Origin of the sequence: Klebsiella sp. X1-16S-Nf21, from assembly GCF_002837615.1 — a bacterium.
GTDB classification, from domain to species: Bacteria; Pseudomonadota; Gammaproteobacteria; order Enterobacterales; family Enterobacteriaceae; genus Klebsiella; species Klebsiella variicola.
The window spans coordinates 132,856-148,413 of record NZ_PJDK01000002.1 but is presented as its reverse complement, the minus strand read 5'-3'; the positions used below and the strand labels follow the sequence as shown (position 1 = coordinate 148,413).

14 protein-coding genes are annotated in these 15,558 nt (G+C 58.3%); 6 read left to right on the top strand and 8 right to left on the bottom strand.

Features of this window, described 5'->3' with window-relative positions:
- Positions 1–218: 218 nt before the first annotated feature.
- The 5 genes from hofQ to CW267_RS02045 are packed head-to-tail and all read right to left on the bottom strand — an operon-like array spanning position 219 to position 3,507.
- Positions 219–1,466, bottom strand: coding sequence for a DNA uptake porin HofQ (hofQ, locus tag CW267_RS02065; protein ID WP_100781137.1), 1,248 nt, complete (start codon positions 1,464–1,466; stop codon positions 219–221).
- The gene (locus CW267_RS02060; RefSeq protein ID WP_100781138.1) at positions 1,396–1,782 is read right to left on the bottom strand and encodes a HofP DNA utilization family protein; all 387 of its coding nucleotides are present in this window, start codon (positions 1,780–1,782) and stop codon (positions 1,396–1,398) included. Before CW267_RS02060 ends, hofQ begins: the two co-directional genes overlap by 71 nt.
- The gene (locus CW267_RS02055; RefSeq protein ID WP_023323339.1) at positions 1,772–2,200 is read right to left on the bottom strand and encodes a hypothetical protein; all 429 of its coding nucleotides are present in this window, start codon (positions 2,198–2,200) and stop codon (positions 1,772–1,774) included. Before CW267_RS02055 ends, CW267_RS02060 begins: the two co-directional genes overlap by 11 nt.
- Positions 2,190–2,723 carry a PilN domain-containing protein gene (locus tag CW267_RS02050; protein ID WP_012540413.1) on the bottom strand — a complete coding sequence of 178 codons (534 nt, stop codon included), beginning with the start codon at positions 2,721–2,723 and terminating at the stop codon, positions 2,190–2,192. The genes CW267_RS02055 and CW267_RS02050 overlap by 11 nt, the downstream gene beginning before the upstream one ends.
- Positions 2,707–3,507 carry a hypothetical protein gene (locus CW267_RS02045; RefSeq protein WP_012967139.1) on the bottom strand — a complete coding sequence of 267 codons (801 nt, stop codon included), beginning with the start codon at positions 3,505–3,507 and terminating at the stop codon, positions 2,707–2,709. Before CW267_RS02045 ends, CW267_RS02050 begins: the two co-directional genes overlap by 17 nt.
- Positions 3,508–3,625: 118 nt before the next feature.
- On the opposite strand from CW267_RS02045, the gene mrcA reads away from it, so the two are divergent.
- Positions 3,626–6,184, top strand: coding sequence for a peptidoglycan glycosyltransferase/peptidoglycan DD-transpeptidase MrcA (mrcA, locus tag CW267_RS02040; RefSeq protein WP_008807011.1), 2,559 nt, complete (start codon positions 3,626–3,628; stop codon positions 6,182–6,184).
- Between the two features lie 53 nt (positions 6,185–6,237).
- Here the strand turns inward: mrcA and nudE are convergent, their stop codons facing one another.
- Positions 6,238–6,798: an ADP compounds hydrolase NudE gene (gene nudE, locus CW267_RS02035; protein ID WP_012967138.1), complete on the bottom strand. Its 561-nt coding sequence runs from the start codon at positions 6,796–6,798 to the stop codon at positions 6,238–6,240.
- A 320-nt stretch (positions 6,799–7,118) separates the two neighbouring features.
- Between nudE and CW267_RS02030 the strand changes: the two genes are divergently transcribed.
- The 5 genes from CW267_RS02030 to pckA all read left to right on the top strand — a co-directional run bounded on the left by CW267_RS02030 (position 7,119) and on the right by pckA (position 13,275).
- A complete protein-coding gene (locus CW267_RS02030; RefSeq protein WP_100781139.1) occupies positions 7,119–9,248 on the top strand; it encodes an intracellular growth attenuator family protein in 2,130 nt (709 codons plus the stop codon).
- A gap of 60 nt (positions 9,249–9,308) precedes the next feature.
- Positions 9,309–9,992: a GMP/IMP nucleotidase gene (gene yrfG / locus CW267_RS02025; protein WP_004181456.1), complete on the top strand. Its 684-nt coding sequence runs from the start codon at positions 9,309–9,311 to the stop codon at positions 9,990–9,992.
- Positions 9,989–10,390 (top strand): ribosome-associated heat shock protein Hsp15, encoded by a 402-nt coding sequence (gene hslR, locus CW267_RS02020; RefSeq protein ID WP_008807008.1) that lies wholly within the window; start codon positions 9,989–9,991, stop codon positions 10,388–10,390. The genes yrfG and hslR overlap by 4 nt, the downstream gene beginning before the upstream one ends.
- A gap of 18 nt (positions 10,391–10,408) precedes the next feature.
- Positions 10,409–11,293, top strand: coding sequence for an Hsp33 family molecular chaperone HslO (hslO, locus tag CW267_RS02015; RefSeq protein WP_008807007.1), 885 nt, complete (start codon positions 10,409–10,411; stop codon positions 11,291–11,293).
- 359 nt (positions 11,294–11,652) lie between these two features.
- A complete protein-coding gene (gene pckA, locus CW267_RS02010) occupies positions 11,653–13,275 on the top strand; it encodes a phosphoenolpyruvate carboxykinase (ATP) (protein WP_016161903.1) in 1,623 nt (540 codons plus the stop codon).
- 77 nt (positions 13,276–13,352) lie between these two features.
- Here the strand turns inward: pckA and envZ are convergent, their stop codons facing one another.
- A complete protein-coding gene (gene envZ / locus CW267_RS02005) occupies positions 13,353–14,708 on the bottom strand; it encodes a two-component system sensor histidine kinase EnvZ (RefSeq protein WP_012540408.1) in 1,356 nt (451 codons plus the stop codon).
- Positions 14,705–15,424 carry a two-component system response regulator OmpR gene (ompR, locus tag CW267_RS02000; protein WP_001157751.1) on the bottom strand — a complete coding sequence of 240 codons (720 nt, stop codon included), beginning with the start codon at positions 15,422–15,424 and terminating at the stop codon, positions 14,705–14,707. Before ompR ends, envZ begins: the two co-directional genes overlap by 4 nt.
- Between the last annotated feature and the right edge of the window lie 134 nt (positions 15,425–15,558).

The window sequence follows — 15,558 nt, the reverse complement described above, 5'->3', positions numbered from 1 at the left end:
CCCAGCGCCGCAGGGCATGAACTGAAACCTCATATGCAATAGAGCGAGAGTCAGACTAAAAATTATCTCAATACTCCGGCTGGTTTGGCAACTGAATAAAATCGCCGGACAATAAAGGGAGGATTGATGTCGTACCCGACTCTCAAATCGGTACCCCTTGTATGCTAAATCCGTCCTCACGTCAAACACCTGAAACGTGTTTAGCATGAAAAACCTGCTTAACGTACCGCCAGAATCCGTGGCGTAATAAAGACAACCAGTTCACGGCGTTCATTATCTTTCCCGTCGCGACGAAACAGACGCCCCAGCACCGGGATATCGCCAAGCAGCGGGACGCTGTCGCGGGCGGTTTTGTTTTTCTGCGAAAAGATGCCGCCCAACGCTAACGTCTCGCCGCTGCGAACTTCCACCAGGGTTTCTATCTCCTGTTTATCGATGGCCAGCGCCTCGCCATTATCCTGCTTCAGCACCTGACCCGGCGTATTTTCGCTGATCCTCAGCTTCAGCCGCACTCTTCCCTGCTGCAGCACCGTCGGCGTCACCTCCATGCCCAGCACGGCCTCTTTAAACTCCACCGACGTGGCGCCGCTTTCACCGCTGGAAACCTGATAGGGGATCTCGCTCCCCTGCTTGATGCTGGCGGGCTGCATATGCGAGGCCAGCAAACGAGGGCTGGCGATAATATCGACCTGCTGCTTGCGCTCCAGCGCGGAAAGTTCCAGTTCGAGTAAGCGACCGTTAATCTTACCGATGTTAAACCCCGCACGGGTGCTGGCATCGTTCACCGACATATCGCTGCTCAGGGTGGTGATTTGTCCTGATCCCGGCGAGCCTCCGGCCTCCGCCAGCCGCCACTTCACCCCCAGCTCGCGAAGGCTGGTTTCGCTCATCGACACGATATGAGCGGCCAGCTCCACCTGTCCGACGGGCAAATCCATCTCCTGCGCCCAGGCTTTCAACGCCGGCAGATGCCGGGCATCATCGCGGATCAGCAGACGGTTGGTCCGTTTGTCCGCCATCAGGTGCCCCCTGGCGCTAAGCAACTTACCGCCCGTTTTAGCCAGCTCCTCGGCATCGGCATAGTGCAGGGTCACGTTCTCGGCCTGCAGGGGCAGGTTCTGCAGGCGTTTCTCCTGTTCCGCTTCACGCTGCGCCTGATTCGCCTTTTGCCAGGCCTGGGTATGCGCGTAGATGACCGTTCCCTGCTGTTGCAAAGAGAGGCCTGCGCTATCCGCCACCGCCCGCAACGCCTGGGTCCAGGGAACCGTTTGCAGATGCAGGGAGAGCGTACCGCTAACGTCCGGCGCCACAACAAGGTTCTTGTGGTTCATTTCGGCCAGCGCTTGCAGCACATGAGCCACCGGCGCGTCATCGACCACCAGCGAAATTGTCTTTTCATTTCGGGCGGCGCCCGCCGCCAGCGGCAGCAGCAGAAGCAGAAGCAGCAGGCTTATCCATCGCATCATATTGTTTCCCTTCACGTTGCCAGCGCCACGCTGGCGGTTCACACCCCGCAGGCGTGGCGATCTCCAGCTCACCGGCCGTCAGCCGGCTCACCCGCCAGCCCGTGGGCAATTGATCATCCATGCGCACCCGCCGCCATTTGCCGCTCCCGTCCTGCAGAAACCCCGTCCAGCCTGCGCCATCCCCGGCCGCGCCGCCATAGCGCCATTGTGATAACTGCACCGTGCGGCAGGGATCCTCTACCGGCTGAAATGGATCGCGCTCGGCCGCCAGCAGCGACAGCGGCAGCCACAGTAAAGCCCAGCGTTTACGTCCCATCTTCCGCCTCCAGTTGCAAACGCAGGCGGAGCACCTGCGCCTCACGCTCCAGCGAGAACGATCGCGGGTTCATCCCGCAGCGCGCCAGCCAGGAAAAAAACGCGGGCAGCGTCTGCCAGGGCAGGGTCAGCTCCATCTCGCCCCCGCTACCCTGAGGTCGCCAGGCGATAAGCTTCACCCCGGCAAGCGGAATGGCTATCGGCGAAAACGGCTGCTTGTCGATGCCCTCCACTGGGATTTCACCGGCGGGTATGCGCAATGCCATCACCCGACGCCATTGCATCTGCAGGACGGGGTCGCGGGACACTGCCGCCAGCGGCGGCCCGTCAGCGCACCAGAGCGTAACGCCGAAGCCCAGCCCCCCCATCGCGAACAGGGTCAGCAGCACCGCCTGGCTGCGCCGGCTGCTAATCCACATCGGCACGCTCTTCTGCAAGGGTAAAACTGAACTGCCAGCGTCCCTCGGCGTCGCGCTGCGTTCCGCCCGCTTTTGCCGGCGCGAATCCCGCCACATTGGTCAGAATGCGCTCCAGTCCGGCCAGCGCCTGAAGGTTGAGGGCCAGGCCGTTCACGGTCAGAACCGCGCCCTGGTAATCCAGCCGCGTCAGCCACGCCTGCGCGGGCAGATCTGCCGCCAGCGCCAGCAGCCTGGGTTGCCAGGCGGCGATCGCCGCTCTACGCCGTTGCTGTTGACGATGACGCTGGTGCTGCTGCCACGCCTCGCGCATTGGAAGCTCGCGCTGTTTAAGCGAGGCGAGCAACTGCGCGTCGGCCGTCGCGTGGAGTGTCGCCAGGGCGAGATGCTGCAGACGGACCGTGCGACATACCTGCAGGATCATCAATCCCAGCAGCATAATGCCGGTAGCAATCAGCAGGATGAAGCGCAGGCGCTGGCGCCGCCGCAGGTCGCGCCAGGGGAGAAGATTAACGGCATGCGTCATGGTGTTCACTCCCCAGCGCCAGCCCAAGGGCGATAGCGTAGCGATCGCCATCGACCGGCAGAGGAGGCTGCCGGCGGTGAATGACCTGCCAGACATCTAAGTTGCTGGCCTCGTCGCCAGCGTCAGCGCACAGACGCAAAGGAACCTGAAGCTGCTCCGCCAGCTGGCTTAACGACTTCACCTCATCGCAGGTGACACAACCCCAGGCCTCCTGCGTCGCCCATAGCCAGTGATTTTCATCCCGCCACGCGAGGCCCTGCGACTGCGGGTTCAGCAAGGGGACAAACGCGCCGAGCGCGCTGGCATCCGGCACGATGGCCGCTACCCGCAGTCGTAGCCGTCCTGCCAGCGCCCGCAGGACATTGATGTCCAGCCGCTGCGCCGCCGTGACCTGCCAACCGTCATCCCGCGAGGTGGGAGCATAATCAATGCTTAAGGAGGCGGCGGGCATCGCCAGTTGCTGGGTCATCGCGCTGGCTATCCACGTCGCCTGTTCACGATCCCGCAGGGCGAACTGGGGATAAGGCAGGCGCTTTTGCAGCGTGCGAACGGCGGGGAAAGCGATACTGACCTGATGCTGCACCGGTAGCTCCCGCCGCCAGGCGCTAAGCTGTGCGCCAAGGGCGCTGACGTCCACCACCATCCCCTGCCGTACCAGGCCTGGCGGCAGCGGAATACGCCACCAGCGGCGCAGCGCCCAGTGTGAGCGTTCATGCAATAGCGCGACAATGGCGATGCTATCCTGCTGGATATGCATCCCGATCCGCCAGTTTCTGAAAGCCATGCTTACGATCTCCTTATCCGGCAAAACTGTCCGGCTATATCAATGCACCTGGCTTGCCTTTATACTACCGCGCGTTTGTTTATAAACTGCCCAAATAAAACTAAATGGGAAAACACCGGTGAAGTTCGTAAAGTATCTATTGATCCTTGCAGTCTGTTGCGTACTGCTGGGAGCAGGCTCGATTTTTGGCCTCTACAAATACATAGAGCCGCAACTCCCCGACGTCGCAACCCTGAAGGATGTGCGTTTGCAGATCCCGATGCAGGTCTATAGCGCCGACGGTGAGCTTATTGCGCAATATGGCGAAAAACGCCGTATCCCTGTGACGCTGCAGCAAATTCCCCCCGAGCTGGTGAAAGCGTTTATCGCCACTGAAGACAGCCGTTTCTATGAGCACCACGGCGTCGATCCGGTGGGTATTTTCCGCGCCGCCAGCGTGGCGATGTTTTCAGGCCATGCCTCCCAGGGCGCCAGCACCATCACCCAGCAGTTAGCACGTAACTTCTTCCTCAGCCCCGAGAAGACGTTGATGCGTAAGATTAAAGAGGCCTTTCTGGCTATCCGCATCGAGCAGTTGCTGAACAAAGATGAAATCCTTGAGCTGTATCTGAACAAGATCTACCTCGGCTACCGCGCCTATGGCGTCGGCGCCGCGGCGCAGGTCTATTTTGGCAAACCTATCGACCAGTTGACCCTGAGTGAGATGGCGGTGATTGCCGGTCTGCCGAAAGCGCCTTCTACCTTTAACCCGCTCTATTCCATGGATCGCGCGACCGCCCGTCGCAACGTGGTGCTGTCGCGTATGTTGAGCGAGGGGTACATCACCCAGGCGCAATATGATGAGGCGCGCAGCGAAGCGATCGACGCCAGCTATCACGCGCCGAAAATCGCTTTCTCCGCCCCTTACCTGAGCGAAATGGTGCGCCAGGAGATGGTGAATCGCTACGGCGAGCAGGCCTATGAAGATGGCTACCGGGTTTACACCACCATTACTCGCAAGAATCAGCAGGCAGCCCAGCAGGCGGTACGCAATAACGTGCTGGATTACGATATGCGTCACGGCTACCGCGGCCCGGCCAGCGTGCTGTGGAAAGTCGGTGAAACGCCGTGGGAGACGAAGAAAATCATCGACTCGCTGAAGCGTCAGTCTGGCTACGGCCCGCTTTTCCCGGCGGTGGTCACTTCCGCGAATGCCCAGGAGGCCGTCGCGCTGTTGGCTAACGGCGACTCGGTTTCTCTGACGATGGACGGCGTGCGCTGGGCCCGGCGCTTTATCTCGGATACGCAGCAGGGGGCGACCCCGCGTAAAGTCAACGACGTCCTGCAGGCCGGGCAGCAGATCTGGGTTCGTAAAGTGGCTGACGGCTGGTGGCTGTCACAGGTCCCGGACGTCAACTCAGCGCTGGTCTCCATTAATCCGCAAAACGGCGCGATTATTGCTCTCGTCGGCGGGTTTGACTTTAACCAGAGCAAGTTCAACCGCGCCACTCAGGCGCTGCGTCAGGTCGGCTCCAACATTAAGCCGTTCCTCTATACCGCCGCGATGGATAAAGGCTTAACGCTGGCCAGTATGCTCAACGATGTGCCGATCTCGCGCTGGGACGCAGGCGCAGGATCCGACTGGCGGCCGAAGAACTCGCCGCCGCAGTATGCCGGTCCGATTCGTTTACGCCAGGGGCTTGGACAGTCGAAAAACGTGGTGATGGTGCGCGCTATGCGCGCCATGGGCGTTGACTATGCCGCCGAGTATCTGCAGCGCTTTGGCTTCCCGGCGCAAAACATTGTCCACACAGAATCGCTGGCCCTGGGCTCCGCCTCCTTTACGCCCCTGCAGGTTGCCCGCGGATATTCGGTGATGGCCAACGGCGGCTTCCTGGTCAACCCGTTCTTTATCAGTAAGATTGAGAATGATCAGGGCGGCGTTCTCTTCGAAGAACGTCCGAAAATCGCCTGCCCGCAGTGTGATTTACCGGTCATTTACGGTGATACGCCAAAATCCAACGTGCTGGAAAATAAAGATGTGGAAGATGTCGCCACCTCGACGGAACCGCAGAACGGCAACGTGCCGCCACAGCCGCAGCTGGAGCAGGCCAACCAGTCGCTGGTTGCACAGAGCGGCGCCCAGGAATACGCGCCGCATGTGATTAACACGCCGCTGTCGTTCCTGATAAAAAGCGCACTGAACAGCAACATCTTTGGCGAACCGGGCTGGATGGGAACCGGCTGGCGTGCCGGACGCGATCTGCAGCGGCATGACATCGGCGGGAAAACCGGGACCACCAACAGCTCGAAGGATGCTTGGTTCTCAGGCTACGGCCCAGGTGTAGTGACTTCGGTATGGATCGGCTTTGACGATCATCGTCGCGATCTTGGCCGCACCACCGCCTCCGGGGCGATTAAAGATCAGATCTCCGGTTATGAGGGGGGTGCTAAAAGTGCCCAGCCGGCCTGGGACAGCTTTATGAAGAGCGTGCTGGAAGGAGTGCCGGAAGAGCCGTTAACCCCGCCGCCGGGGATCGTCACGGTGAATATTGACCGCAGCACTGGTCAGCTGGCTAACGGGGGCAACAGCCGCGCGGAATACTTCATTGAAGGAACCCAGCCCACGCAGCAGGCGGTCCATGAGGTGGGCACCACCCTGACTGACGGCGGTGGTGAAACCCACGAACTGTTCTGACAAAAAAAGCGCCTGCGGGCGCTTTTTTATTGCTGCTAACGGCGCGCTTTCTCTCAGAGCCGGCCCTGAGCCAGCAGCCACTCGCGCACTAAAAACAGCGCGCTGACGTTACGGGCTTCGTTAAAATCTTCTTCATCCAGCAGCGACATCAGCTGCGCCAGCGGCCAGCGCACCTGCGGCAGCGGCTCAGGTTCATCGCCCGGCAGTGACTCAGGATAGAGGTCTTCCGCCACCAGGATATTCATTTTGCTGGAGAAGTAAGAGGGGGCCATACTGAGCTTCTTCAGAAACGTCAGCTTATTGGCGCCAAAGCCAACCTCTTCTTTCAGCTCGCGATTCGCTGCTTCATCCACGGTTTCACCCGGGTCAATCAACCCTTTGGAGAAACCCAGCTCGTAGGATTCCGTGCCGACGGCATACTCGCGAATCAAAATAATGTGATCATCAACAATCGGCACAATCATCACCGCTTCACGGGTGGATGGCCGCATACGTTCATAAACGCGACGCACACCGTTGCTGAATTCCAGATCGACGCTTTCGACATTAAAGAGGCGCGAACGGGCGACAGTTTCAACATTGAGAATGGTGGGTTTTTGTAATGATTTGCTCATTGTCATCGGTCTATGCTGTGATTAAGCAGTCATTGTGCGATACGCAACACGCTTTCGGCAATCCAAATCGCTACTTATTTACAGAGTTGTAACCTTTTACCGGCAAAGGGGAAAGTAATAAAGATAAAAAAGTCAATAGCTTGAATTCTGTTTGAGAATTTACCGATTTCTGCGCATTAACGTTTTTGGTAAGCTTATACGTTGCTGCATGACATATTCACTACCCTGTAACCAGGTGCGCCACTAACACTGCAGCTTGACGTTAGTCTTCACGTTCACCGACGATATCGTAAGAAAAAAATAACTATGATGGGATGGGCATGGGCACCTTTCTGATTTTCCTTACAGCTCTGCTAATCTGCGTATTGCTCATCGGATGGTGGTACCGGTCTCACGCCAGACGCCGACGCCTTCCTCTACTGCACGCCTTTAGCGACGCCACTACGCGGCCGCTTCCTGCCGATGAGCGTCAGGCTATCGAAAAGTATCTTGCGGAGCTCAGTCGCACCCTGCAGGTCCCGGCGTCCGGCGCAACGACCGCACCCGTCGCTTTGGCGCTGAATGAACAGAGTGATACGGTCTACGCGGTGACGCGAGCCATCACTCGCTACGGGATCACTACCGACGCGCCGAATAAATGGCGCTACTTTCTCGATTCGGTGGAAGTCCATCTGCCGCCGTTCTGGGAACAGCATATCAACGACGAAAACAGCGTTGAGCTGATCCCCACCGACAGCCTGCCGCTGGTTATCACCCTTAACGGACATAGCCTGAGCGACTATCGTCAGGAGGCGCAAAGCTACGCCCTGGAACGCGCATCGGCCACCCAGGCCTCCATTCGCGGCGAAGAGAGCGAACAGGTAGAGCTACGGCAGATCCGTCGGGAAAGTCGGGAAGAACACGCCCTCAACCGGCCGGATGGGCTGCGCGAAGCGATCCTGATCGTCGCCTCCTTTCTGTTCTTTTATTTCAGCCTGATTGGGCCAGCCGTTTTTACCCCCTGGCTGGTGGCCGCGGGGGTACTGCTTCTCGCCGCTGGCGTGGGGGGGATCTATGCCCCGCCGCGCCGCGCCGCGTTGCGCGAAATCCACTGCCTGCGTGGCGTTCCCAAGCGCTGGGGACTGTTTGGCGAAAACGATCAAGAACATATCAATAATATCTCGCTGGGCATTATCGATCTTATCTATCCGCGCCACTGGCAGCCATGGATAGCCCAGGACCTGGGGCAGCAGACCGATATTGATATCTATCTCAACCGTCACGTGGCCCGCCAGGGACGCTACCTGTCGCTCCATGATGAAGTGAAAAACTTCCCGCTACAGTACTGGCTGCGCAGCGCGATTATCGCCGCCGGCGCGCTGGTAGTGGTGATCATGCTGTGGGTCAGCGTACCGCTAAATATGCCGTTTAAGTTCACCCTGTCGTGGTTGAAGGGCGCCCAGACGATTGAAGCGACTACCGTCGACCAGTTGGCAAAAGCCCATGTGCGCATTGGCGATACGCTGCGCCTGACAGGCACCGGGATGTGTAATATCCGTACGCCGGGTAGCTGGTCGGCCAAAGAGGATTCGCCGTTCCTGCCTTTCGATTGTTCACAGATTGTATGGAACGACGCCCCTCCTCTGCCGCTGCCGGAGTCTGATATTGTCAGCAAAGCGACCGCCCTGATGCAGTCCGTCCAGCGCCAGCTGCACCCGGAAACCGACGATGACTCCCGCGTCAGCCCGGCGCTGCGCTCCGCGATTCAGAAATCAGGCATGGTGCTGCTGGATGATTTCGGCGATATCGTCCTGAAAACCAACGATCTCTGCTCGGCAAAGGATGACTGCCTGCGCCTGAAAAACGCGCTGGTCAATCTCGGGAATACCCGTAACTGGGAGGCATTAACCAAGCGCGCCACCGCCGGAAAACTGGACGGCGTGAACGTGCTGCTGCGCCCGGTCAGCGCGGAGTCGCTGGAGAATCTGGTGACCACTTCCACCGCCCCCTTTGTAATGCGTGAAACTTCGCGAGCCGCGCAGGCGCTAAACAGCCCGGCGCCCGGCGGTTTCTTGATCGCCAGCGATGAAGGCAGCGTGCTGGTCAATCAGCCGTGGCCGGCGGTGAGCCTGTATGATTATCCGGCACATGAGCAGTGGAGCGAGCTGCGGCGGCTGGCCGGTATGCTCATGCATACCCCTTTCCACGCCGAAGGGATCGTCACCAATCTGTTTACCGACGCCAACGGCACCCAGCATATCAATCTGCACCGCATCCCCGACCGCAGCGGACTGTGGCGCTATCTGGGCATTACGCTGCTGCTGTTGTCGATGCTGGGATGCATGGCTTACCACGGCGTACAGGCGCTGCGTCGTTATCAACGCCATCGCCAGCGTATGGAAGAGATTCAGAAATATTACGAAAGCTGCCTGAACCCGGTACTGCTCCCCGCGTCTGACCCGCAAGATTAATTTTCCCGGCGACAGGGTATGATACCCTGTCGCCCATTTTCTGCTCGCTGGAGAGTCATCATGCATTTTGATATCGCCTGGCAGGAGGTCGATACCGTTCTGCTGGATATGGACGGCACGCTCCTGGACCTCGCTTTCGACAACTATTTCTGGCAAACGCTGGTGCCTGAAACCTGGGGAGCCGCCCGCGGCCTCAATCTGCAGGAGGCGAAAGACGCCATGCGCCAGGAGTATCACGCCGTGCAGCATACGCTAAACTGGTACTGTCTGGATTACTGGAGCGAGCGCCTGGGTTTGGATATTTGTGCGATGACCAGCGAACAGGGTCCGCGCGCCACGCTGCGCGAGGATACGGTGCCGTTCCTTGATGCGCTCAAGGCCTGCGGTAAGCGACGCATTCTGTTGACCAATGCCCATCCCCACAATCTGGCGGTGAAGCTCAAACACACCGGCCTGGATGCGCACCTTGATTTATTACTTTCCACCCACACATTTGGTTATCCGAAAGAGGATCAGCGCCTGTGGCGCGCCGTGGCGGAGGAGACTGGCCTTGAGGCCCATAAAACGCTGTTTGTCGACGACAGCGAGGCGATTCTGGATGCCGCGAGGGAATTTGGCATTCGTTACTGCCTGGGCATTACCAATCCCGACTCCGGGCTGGCGGAAAAGCAGTATCTGCGCCACCCAGGGTTGAATGATTACCGGCGACTGATCCCTTCGCTTACCCCGAAGGAGAGGCGATGAAAGAGAAGCCCAGCGAAACCGTCAGACTGGACAAATGGCTTTGGGCCGCCCGCTTTTACAAGACCCGCGCACTGGCGCGGGAGATGATTGAAGGCGGCAAGGTGCATTACAACGGACAACGCAGCAAACCCGGGAAAATTGTCGAGCTGGACGCCATGCTGACGCTGCGCCAGGGCAATGACGAGCGTACGGTACGGATTGTCGGTATTACCGAACAGCGCCGCCCGGCAAGTGAAGCCGTCGCCCTGTATGAAGAGACGGCGGAAAGTATCGAGAAGCGTGAAAAAGTGGCCCTGGCGCGCAAAATGAACGCCCTGACCATGCCGCACCCTGACAGACGTCCGGACAAGAAAGAGCGCCGCGACCTGATGAGATTTAAACACGGCGAGAGTGAGTAACTCGCGCCAGAAAGAGAGATGATTATGACTCAACACGATCAATTACATCGTTATCTGTTTGAAAACTATGCCGTACGCGGCGAGCTGGTGACGGTGTCGGAAACCCTGGAACAGATTCTGGCCAATCACACCTATCCACAGCCGGTGAAAACGGTGCTGGCGGAGCTGCTGGTCGCCACCAGCCTGCTGACCGCGACGCTGAAGTTTGCTGGTGATATTACCGTTCAGCTGCAGGGCGATGGCCCTTTACAGCTGGCGGTGATCAACGGCAATAACCAGCAGCAGTTGCGTGGCGTCGCGCGCGTGCAGGGCGATATTGCGGACGATGCGGATCTGAAAACGATGGTCGGCAACGGCTATCTGGTCATTACCATCTCCCCGAAAGAGGGTGAACGTTATCAGGGTGTGGTCGGTCTGGAAGGCGATACGCTGGCCGCCTGCCTGGAAGATTACTTCCAGCGTTCAGAGCAGCTGCCGACGCGCCTCATCATTCGCACCGGGGAACATGAAGGTCAGCCGATGGCCGGTGGGATGCTGCTGCAGGTGATGCCGGCGCAGGATACCCAGACGACCGACTTCGAGCACCTGGCGACGCTCACCGAGACCATCAAGGCGGAAGAGCTGTTCACCCTGCCGGCGAACGATGTGCTGTGGCGCCTGTACCATGAGGAAGAGGTCACGGTCTACGAGCCGCAGAGCGTCGAGTTCAAATGTACGTGTTCTCGTGAACGCTGCGCTGGCGCGCTGAAGACCCTGCCGGATGAAGAGATAGATAGCATCCTCGCCGATGAAGGCGAGATTGATATGCACTGCGACTACTGCGGTAACCACTATATCTTCAATGCCATGGATATTGCCGAGATCCGTAATAACGCCTCTCCGGCCGACCCACAGGTCCATTAATCCCCGCGTCTTCCACAGGTACAGGGTGGCGATGTTGTTCGTCGCCTTGTGCCTGACTTTTATTTATTCACGAGTTGAATCGATTTTCCCTGAAAGAGTTACGTAATTTTATTCCAGGAAAGCGATTACATTCACAATTCAGTAGTTTTTTTAATTACTTTTTAACCATTAATAAACATCTACCCCCAACATCCGCCCATTTCCTGAGATAATCCACTTCACTTCGTGACAGGAGTCACCGTTTTTTTCGTCATTCTGAGGAATGTCGAGATACGTAAATCTATGAGCCTGGTCGCGGTCAATACCCGGTAAGAAACCCTACAATTTACAGCAGTACATCTTGGCTAAGGAGCAGTGACATGCGCGTTAATCATGGTTTAACCCCGCAGGATCTCAAGGCTTATGGTATCAATGACGTTCAGGATATCGTCCACAACCCCAGCTACGATATGTTGTTTCAGGAAGAGCTCGACCCCAGCCTGGAAGGTTACGAACGTGGCGTATTAACCAGTCTGGGTGCTATCGCCGTCGACACGGGCATTTTTACCGGCCGTTCTCCGAAAGATAAGTATCTCGTTCGCGACGACACCACCCGCGATACCGTCTGGTGGTCCGATAAAGGCAAAGGTAAAAACGACAACAAGCCGCTTTCACAGGAAACCTGGCAGCATCTGAAAGGGCTGGTGACCCAGCAGTTGTCCGGTAAACGGCTGTTTATCGTCGACGCCTTCTGCGGCGCCAACGCCGATACCCGTCTCAGCGTGCGCTTTATTACCGAAGTGGCCTGGCAGGCGCACTTCGTTAAAAACATGTTCATCCGCCCGAGCGATGAAGAGCTGGCGGACTTCGAGCCCGACTTCATCGTGATGAACGGCGCGAAGTGCACCAATCCGCAGTGGAAAGAGCAAGGTCTGAACTCAGAAAACTTCATCGCCTTCAACCTCACCGAACGCATCCAGCTGATCGGCGGCACCTGGTATGGTGGCGAAATGAAGAAAGGGATGTTCTCGATCATGAACTACCTGCTGCCGCTGAAGGGCATCGCCTCCATGCACTGCTCAGCCAACGTCGGCGAAAAAGGCGATGTCGCTATTTTCTTCGGCCTCTCAGGCACCGGCAAAACCACCCTCTCCACCGATCCAAAACGCCGCCTGATTGGCGATGATGAACATGGCTGGGATGACGACGGCGTGTTTAACTTCGAAGGGGGCTGCTACGCCAAGACCATCAAGCTCTCTGAAGCGGCCGAGCCGGATATCTATCACGCCATTCGCCGCAATGCTCTGCTGGAAAACGTGGTGGTGCGCGCCGATGGCACGATCGATTTCGATGACGGTTCGAAGACTGAAAACACCCGCGTCTCCTACCCCATCGACCATATCGACAACATTGTTAAACCGGTTTCCAAAGCGGGTCACGCCACCAAAGTGATCTTCCTGACGGCCGATGCGTTCGGCGTCCTGCCGCCGGTCTCCCGCCTGACCGCCGATCAGACGCAGTACCATTTCCTGTCCGGGTTCACCGCCAAACTGGCCGGCACCGAACGCGGCGTGACTGAACCCACGCCAACCTTCTCCGCCTGCTTTGGCGCCGCGTTCCTTTCGCTGCATCCGACACAGTACGCCGAAGTGCTGGTTAAACGTATGCAGGCGGCTGGCGCTCAGGCTTATCTGGTCAATACCGGCTGGAACGGCACCGGCAAGCGTATCTCGATTAAAGATACCCGCGCCATCATCGACGCCATCCTCAATGGCTCGCTGGACAACGCGGAGACCTTTACCCTGCCGATGTTTAACCTGCAGATCCCAACGGCGCTCCCGGGTGTGGATACCCAGATCCTCGATCCGCGCAGCACCTATGGTTCCCCGGAGCAGTGGCAGGAAAAAGCCGATCAGCTGGCGAAGCTGTTTATCGAGAACTTTGAGAAGTATACCGATACGCCAGCGGGCGCCGCGCTGGTGGCGGCAGGGCCGCAGCGCTAACGGGCGCAGAGGTGAAAAAGCCGGGCTTGCCCGGCTTTTTGTTGTGCAACGTCCTGATTGGCCAACCTCGGCCGCACTCAGCTCTCTTTGGCGGGTTTCATCGGCGCCAGCATCCGGTGCACCGGCAGCCAGGCGCGGATCAGTAATCCGCCGCGTTCGCTGGAGCCAATCTCCAGCCGGCCGTTGTGATTGTCGATAATACGCTGAACAATCGCCAGCCCCAGCCCGGTGCCGCTGGTACTGCGGGCACTATCGCCGCGTACAAACGGCTGGAACAGATGTTCGCGCTGCTCAGGTTTGATCCCCGGCCCGTCATCTTCCACCTGGAACCAGGCCCGACTCGCTTCGCTGCCGCTGCTGACCTTGATCCAGCCATTGCCGTAGCGGGCCGCATTCACCACCATATTCGCCAGCGCACGCTTGATAGACAGGGGATGCATGCGTACCGGGATTTCACCAGCCTGCAGGGCAGTGGCGATCTCACGTTCATAGCCGCTCTCTGCGGCGATCACTTCCCCCAGCACCGCATTGAGGTCCGCCAGCTCCATCGGCATCTCCTGCCCGGTGCGCAGATAATCGATAAACTGCTCGATGATGGCGTTGCACTCTTCGATATCTTTGTTAATCGACTCCGCGAGATACCCGTCCTGCTCGCCCATCATCTCGGTGGCCAGACGAATGCGCGTCAGCGGAGTACGTAAATCGTGGCTGACCCCGGCCATCAGCAACGTACGGTCGTCAGCCAGCTGCTTCACGCCCGCGGCCATATGGTTAAAGGCGCGGGTCACAGAGCGCACCTCAGAGGCGCCATACTCTCGCAGCGGCGGCGGGATAATACCGCGCCCGACCTGCAGCGCCGCGTGTTCGAGATCTACCAGCGGACGGTTCTGAATACGGATAAACAGCCAGGCGCCGCCTATCGCCAACAGCATGATCGCCAGGGTATAGCGGAACAGCGGCGAGAAGTCGCCCTGATGGATCTCGGTCAGCGGTACCCGCACCCAGATATTGGGCGACAGCCAGGTCTTCAGCCACACCACGGGGGAGCTTTTATTGACCTCCACCCGCACCTCAGTGGGGCCGCCGAGCTGATGCGCCATCTGCTGGCTTAAGAATTCATAATGCTGCGCCCAGCGCAGCCCTGCGTCTTCCGCCGCTTCATTGGAATAGAGCGAAATCCCCAGCTCACGATAAATTTCACGACGAAACGCCGGGGGCACCACCAGCTGGGTGCCATCCTCCAGTTGCAGTTTGTCGGTCATCAGCATACGGACTTCGTAGGCCAATACTTTATTAAACTGCTGGAGACTCGGCAGGATCGCGAAATTCAGTACCACCAGATAGGTCGTCACCAGGCTGACGAACAGCAAGGTGACGATCAGGAGCAGCGTGCGAGCAAAGGAGCTGCGCGGCGAAAAGCGCACGCGTTTCATGCCTTAGAGCCGTCCGGGACGAAGACGTAGCCCAGACCCCAGACGGTCTGGATATAGCGCGGATGCGCCGGGTCCTCTTCCACCATGCGGCGCAGGCGGGAGATCTGAACGTCGATGGAGCGCTCCATCGCAGAATATTCGCGCCCGCGGGCGAGGTTCATCAGCTTATCGCGCGACAGCGGTTCGCGAGGATGACTCACCAGCGCCTTCAGGACCGCAAATTCGCCGCTGGTCAACGGCATCGGCTCGTCTTCACGGAACATCTCGCGGGTGCCCAGGTTCAGTTTGAATTTACCAAAGGCGATAACCGCCTCTTCCTGCGATGGCGCGCCCGGCAGTTCATTCGCCTGACGACGCAGCACCGCCCGAATACGGGCCAGCAGTTCACGCGGGTTAAACGGCTTCGGAATGTAGTCGTCAGCCCCGATTTCCAGGCCAACGATCCGGTCAACCTCTTCACCTTTCGCCGTCACCATAATGATCGGCATCGGGTTGCTCTGACTGCGCAGACGACGGCAAATCGAGAGACCATCTTCCCCAGGCAGCATCAGATCCAGCACCATCAGGTGGAAGGATTCACGGGTTAACAGACGATCCATCTGTTCGGCGTTCGCCACGCTACGAACCTGGAAGCCCTGCTCGGTCAGATAACGTTCGAGCAGCGCACGCAGGCGCATGTCGTCATCCACAACCAGAATCTTATAATTCTCTTGCATTGTTTGTACTCCCAAAGGTTCACTGCAATAGTCAGTGCGTATTCTCAAAAAAGCCCGGCGCGCTCACCAGCTAAATCTGGTATATATTCCAGGCTAAATTGTTACAAAGCATATTTAACAGCAGGTTAAGTATA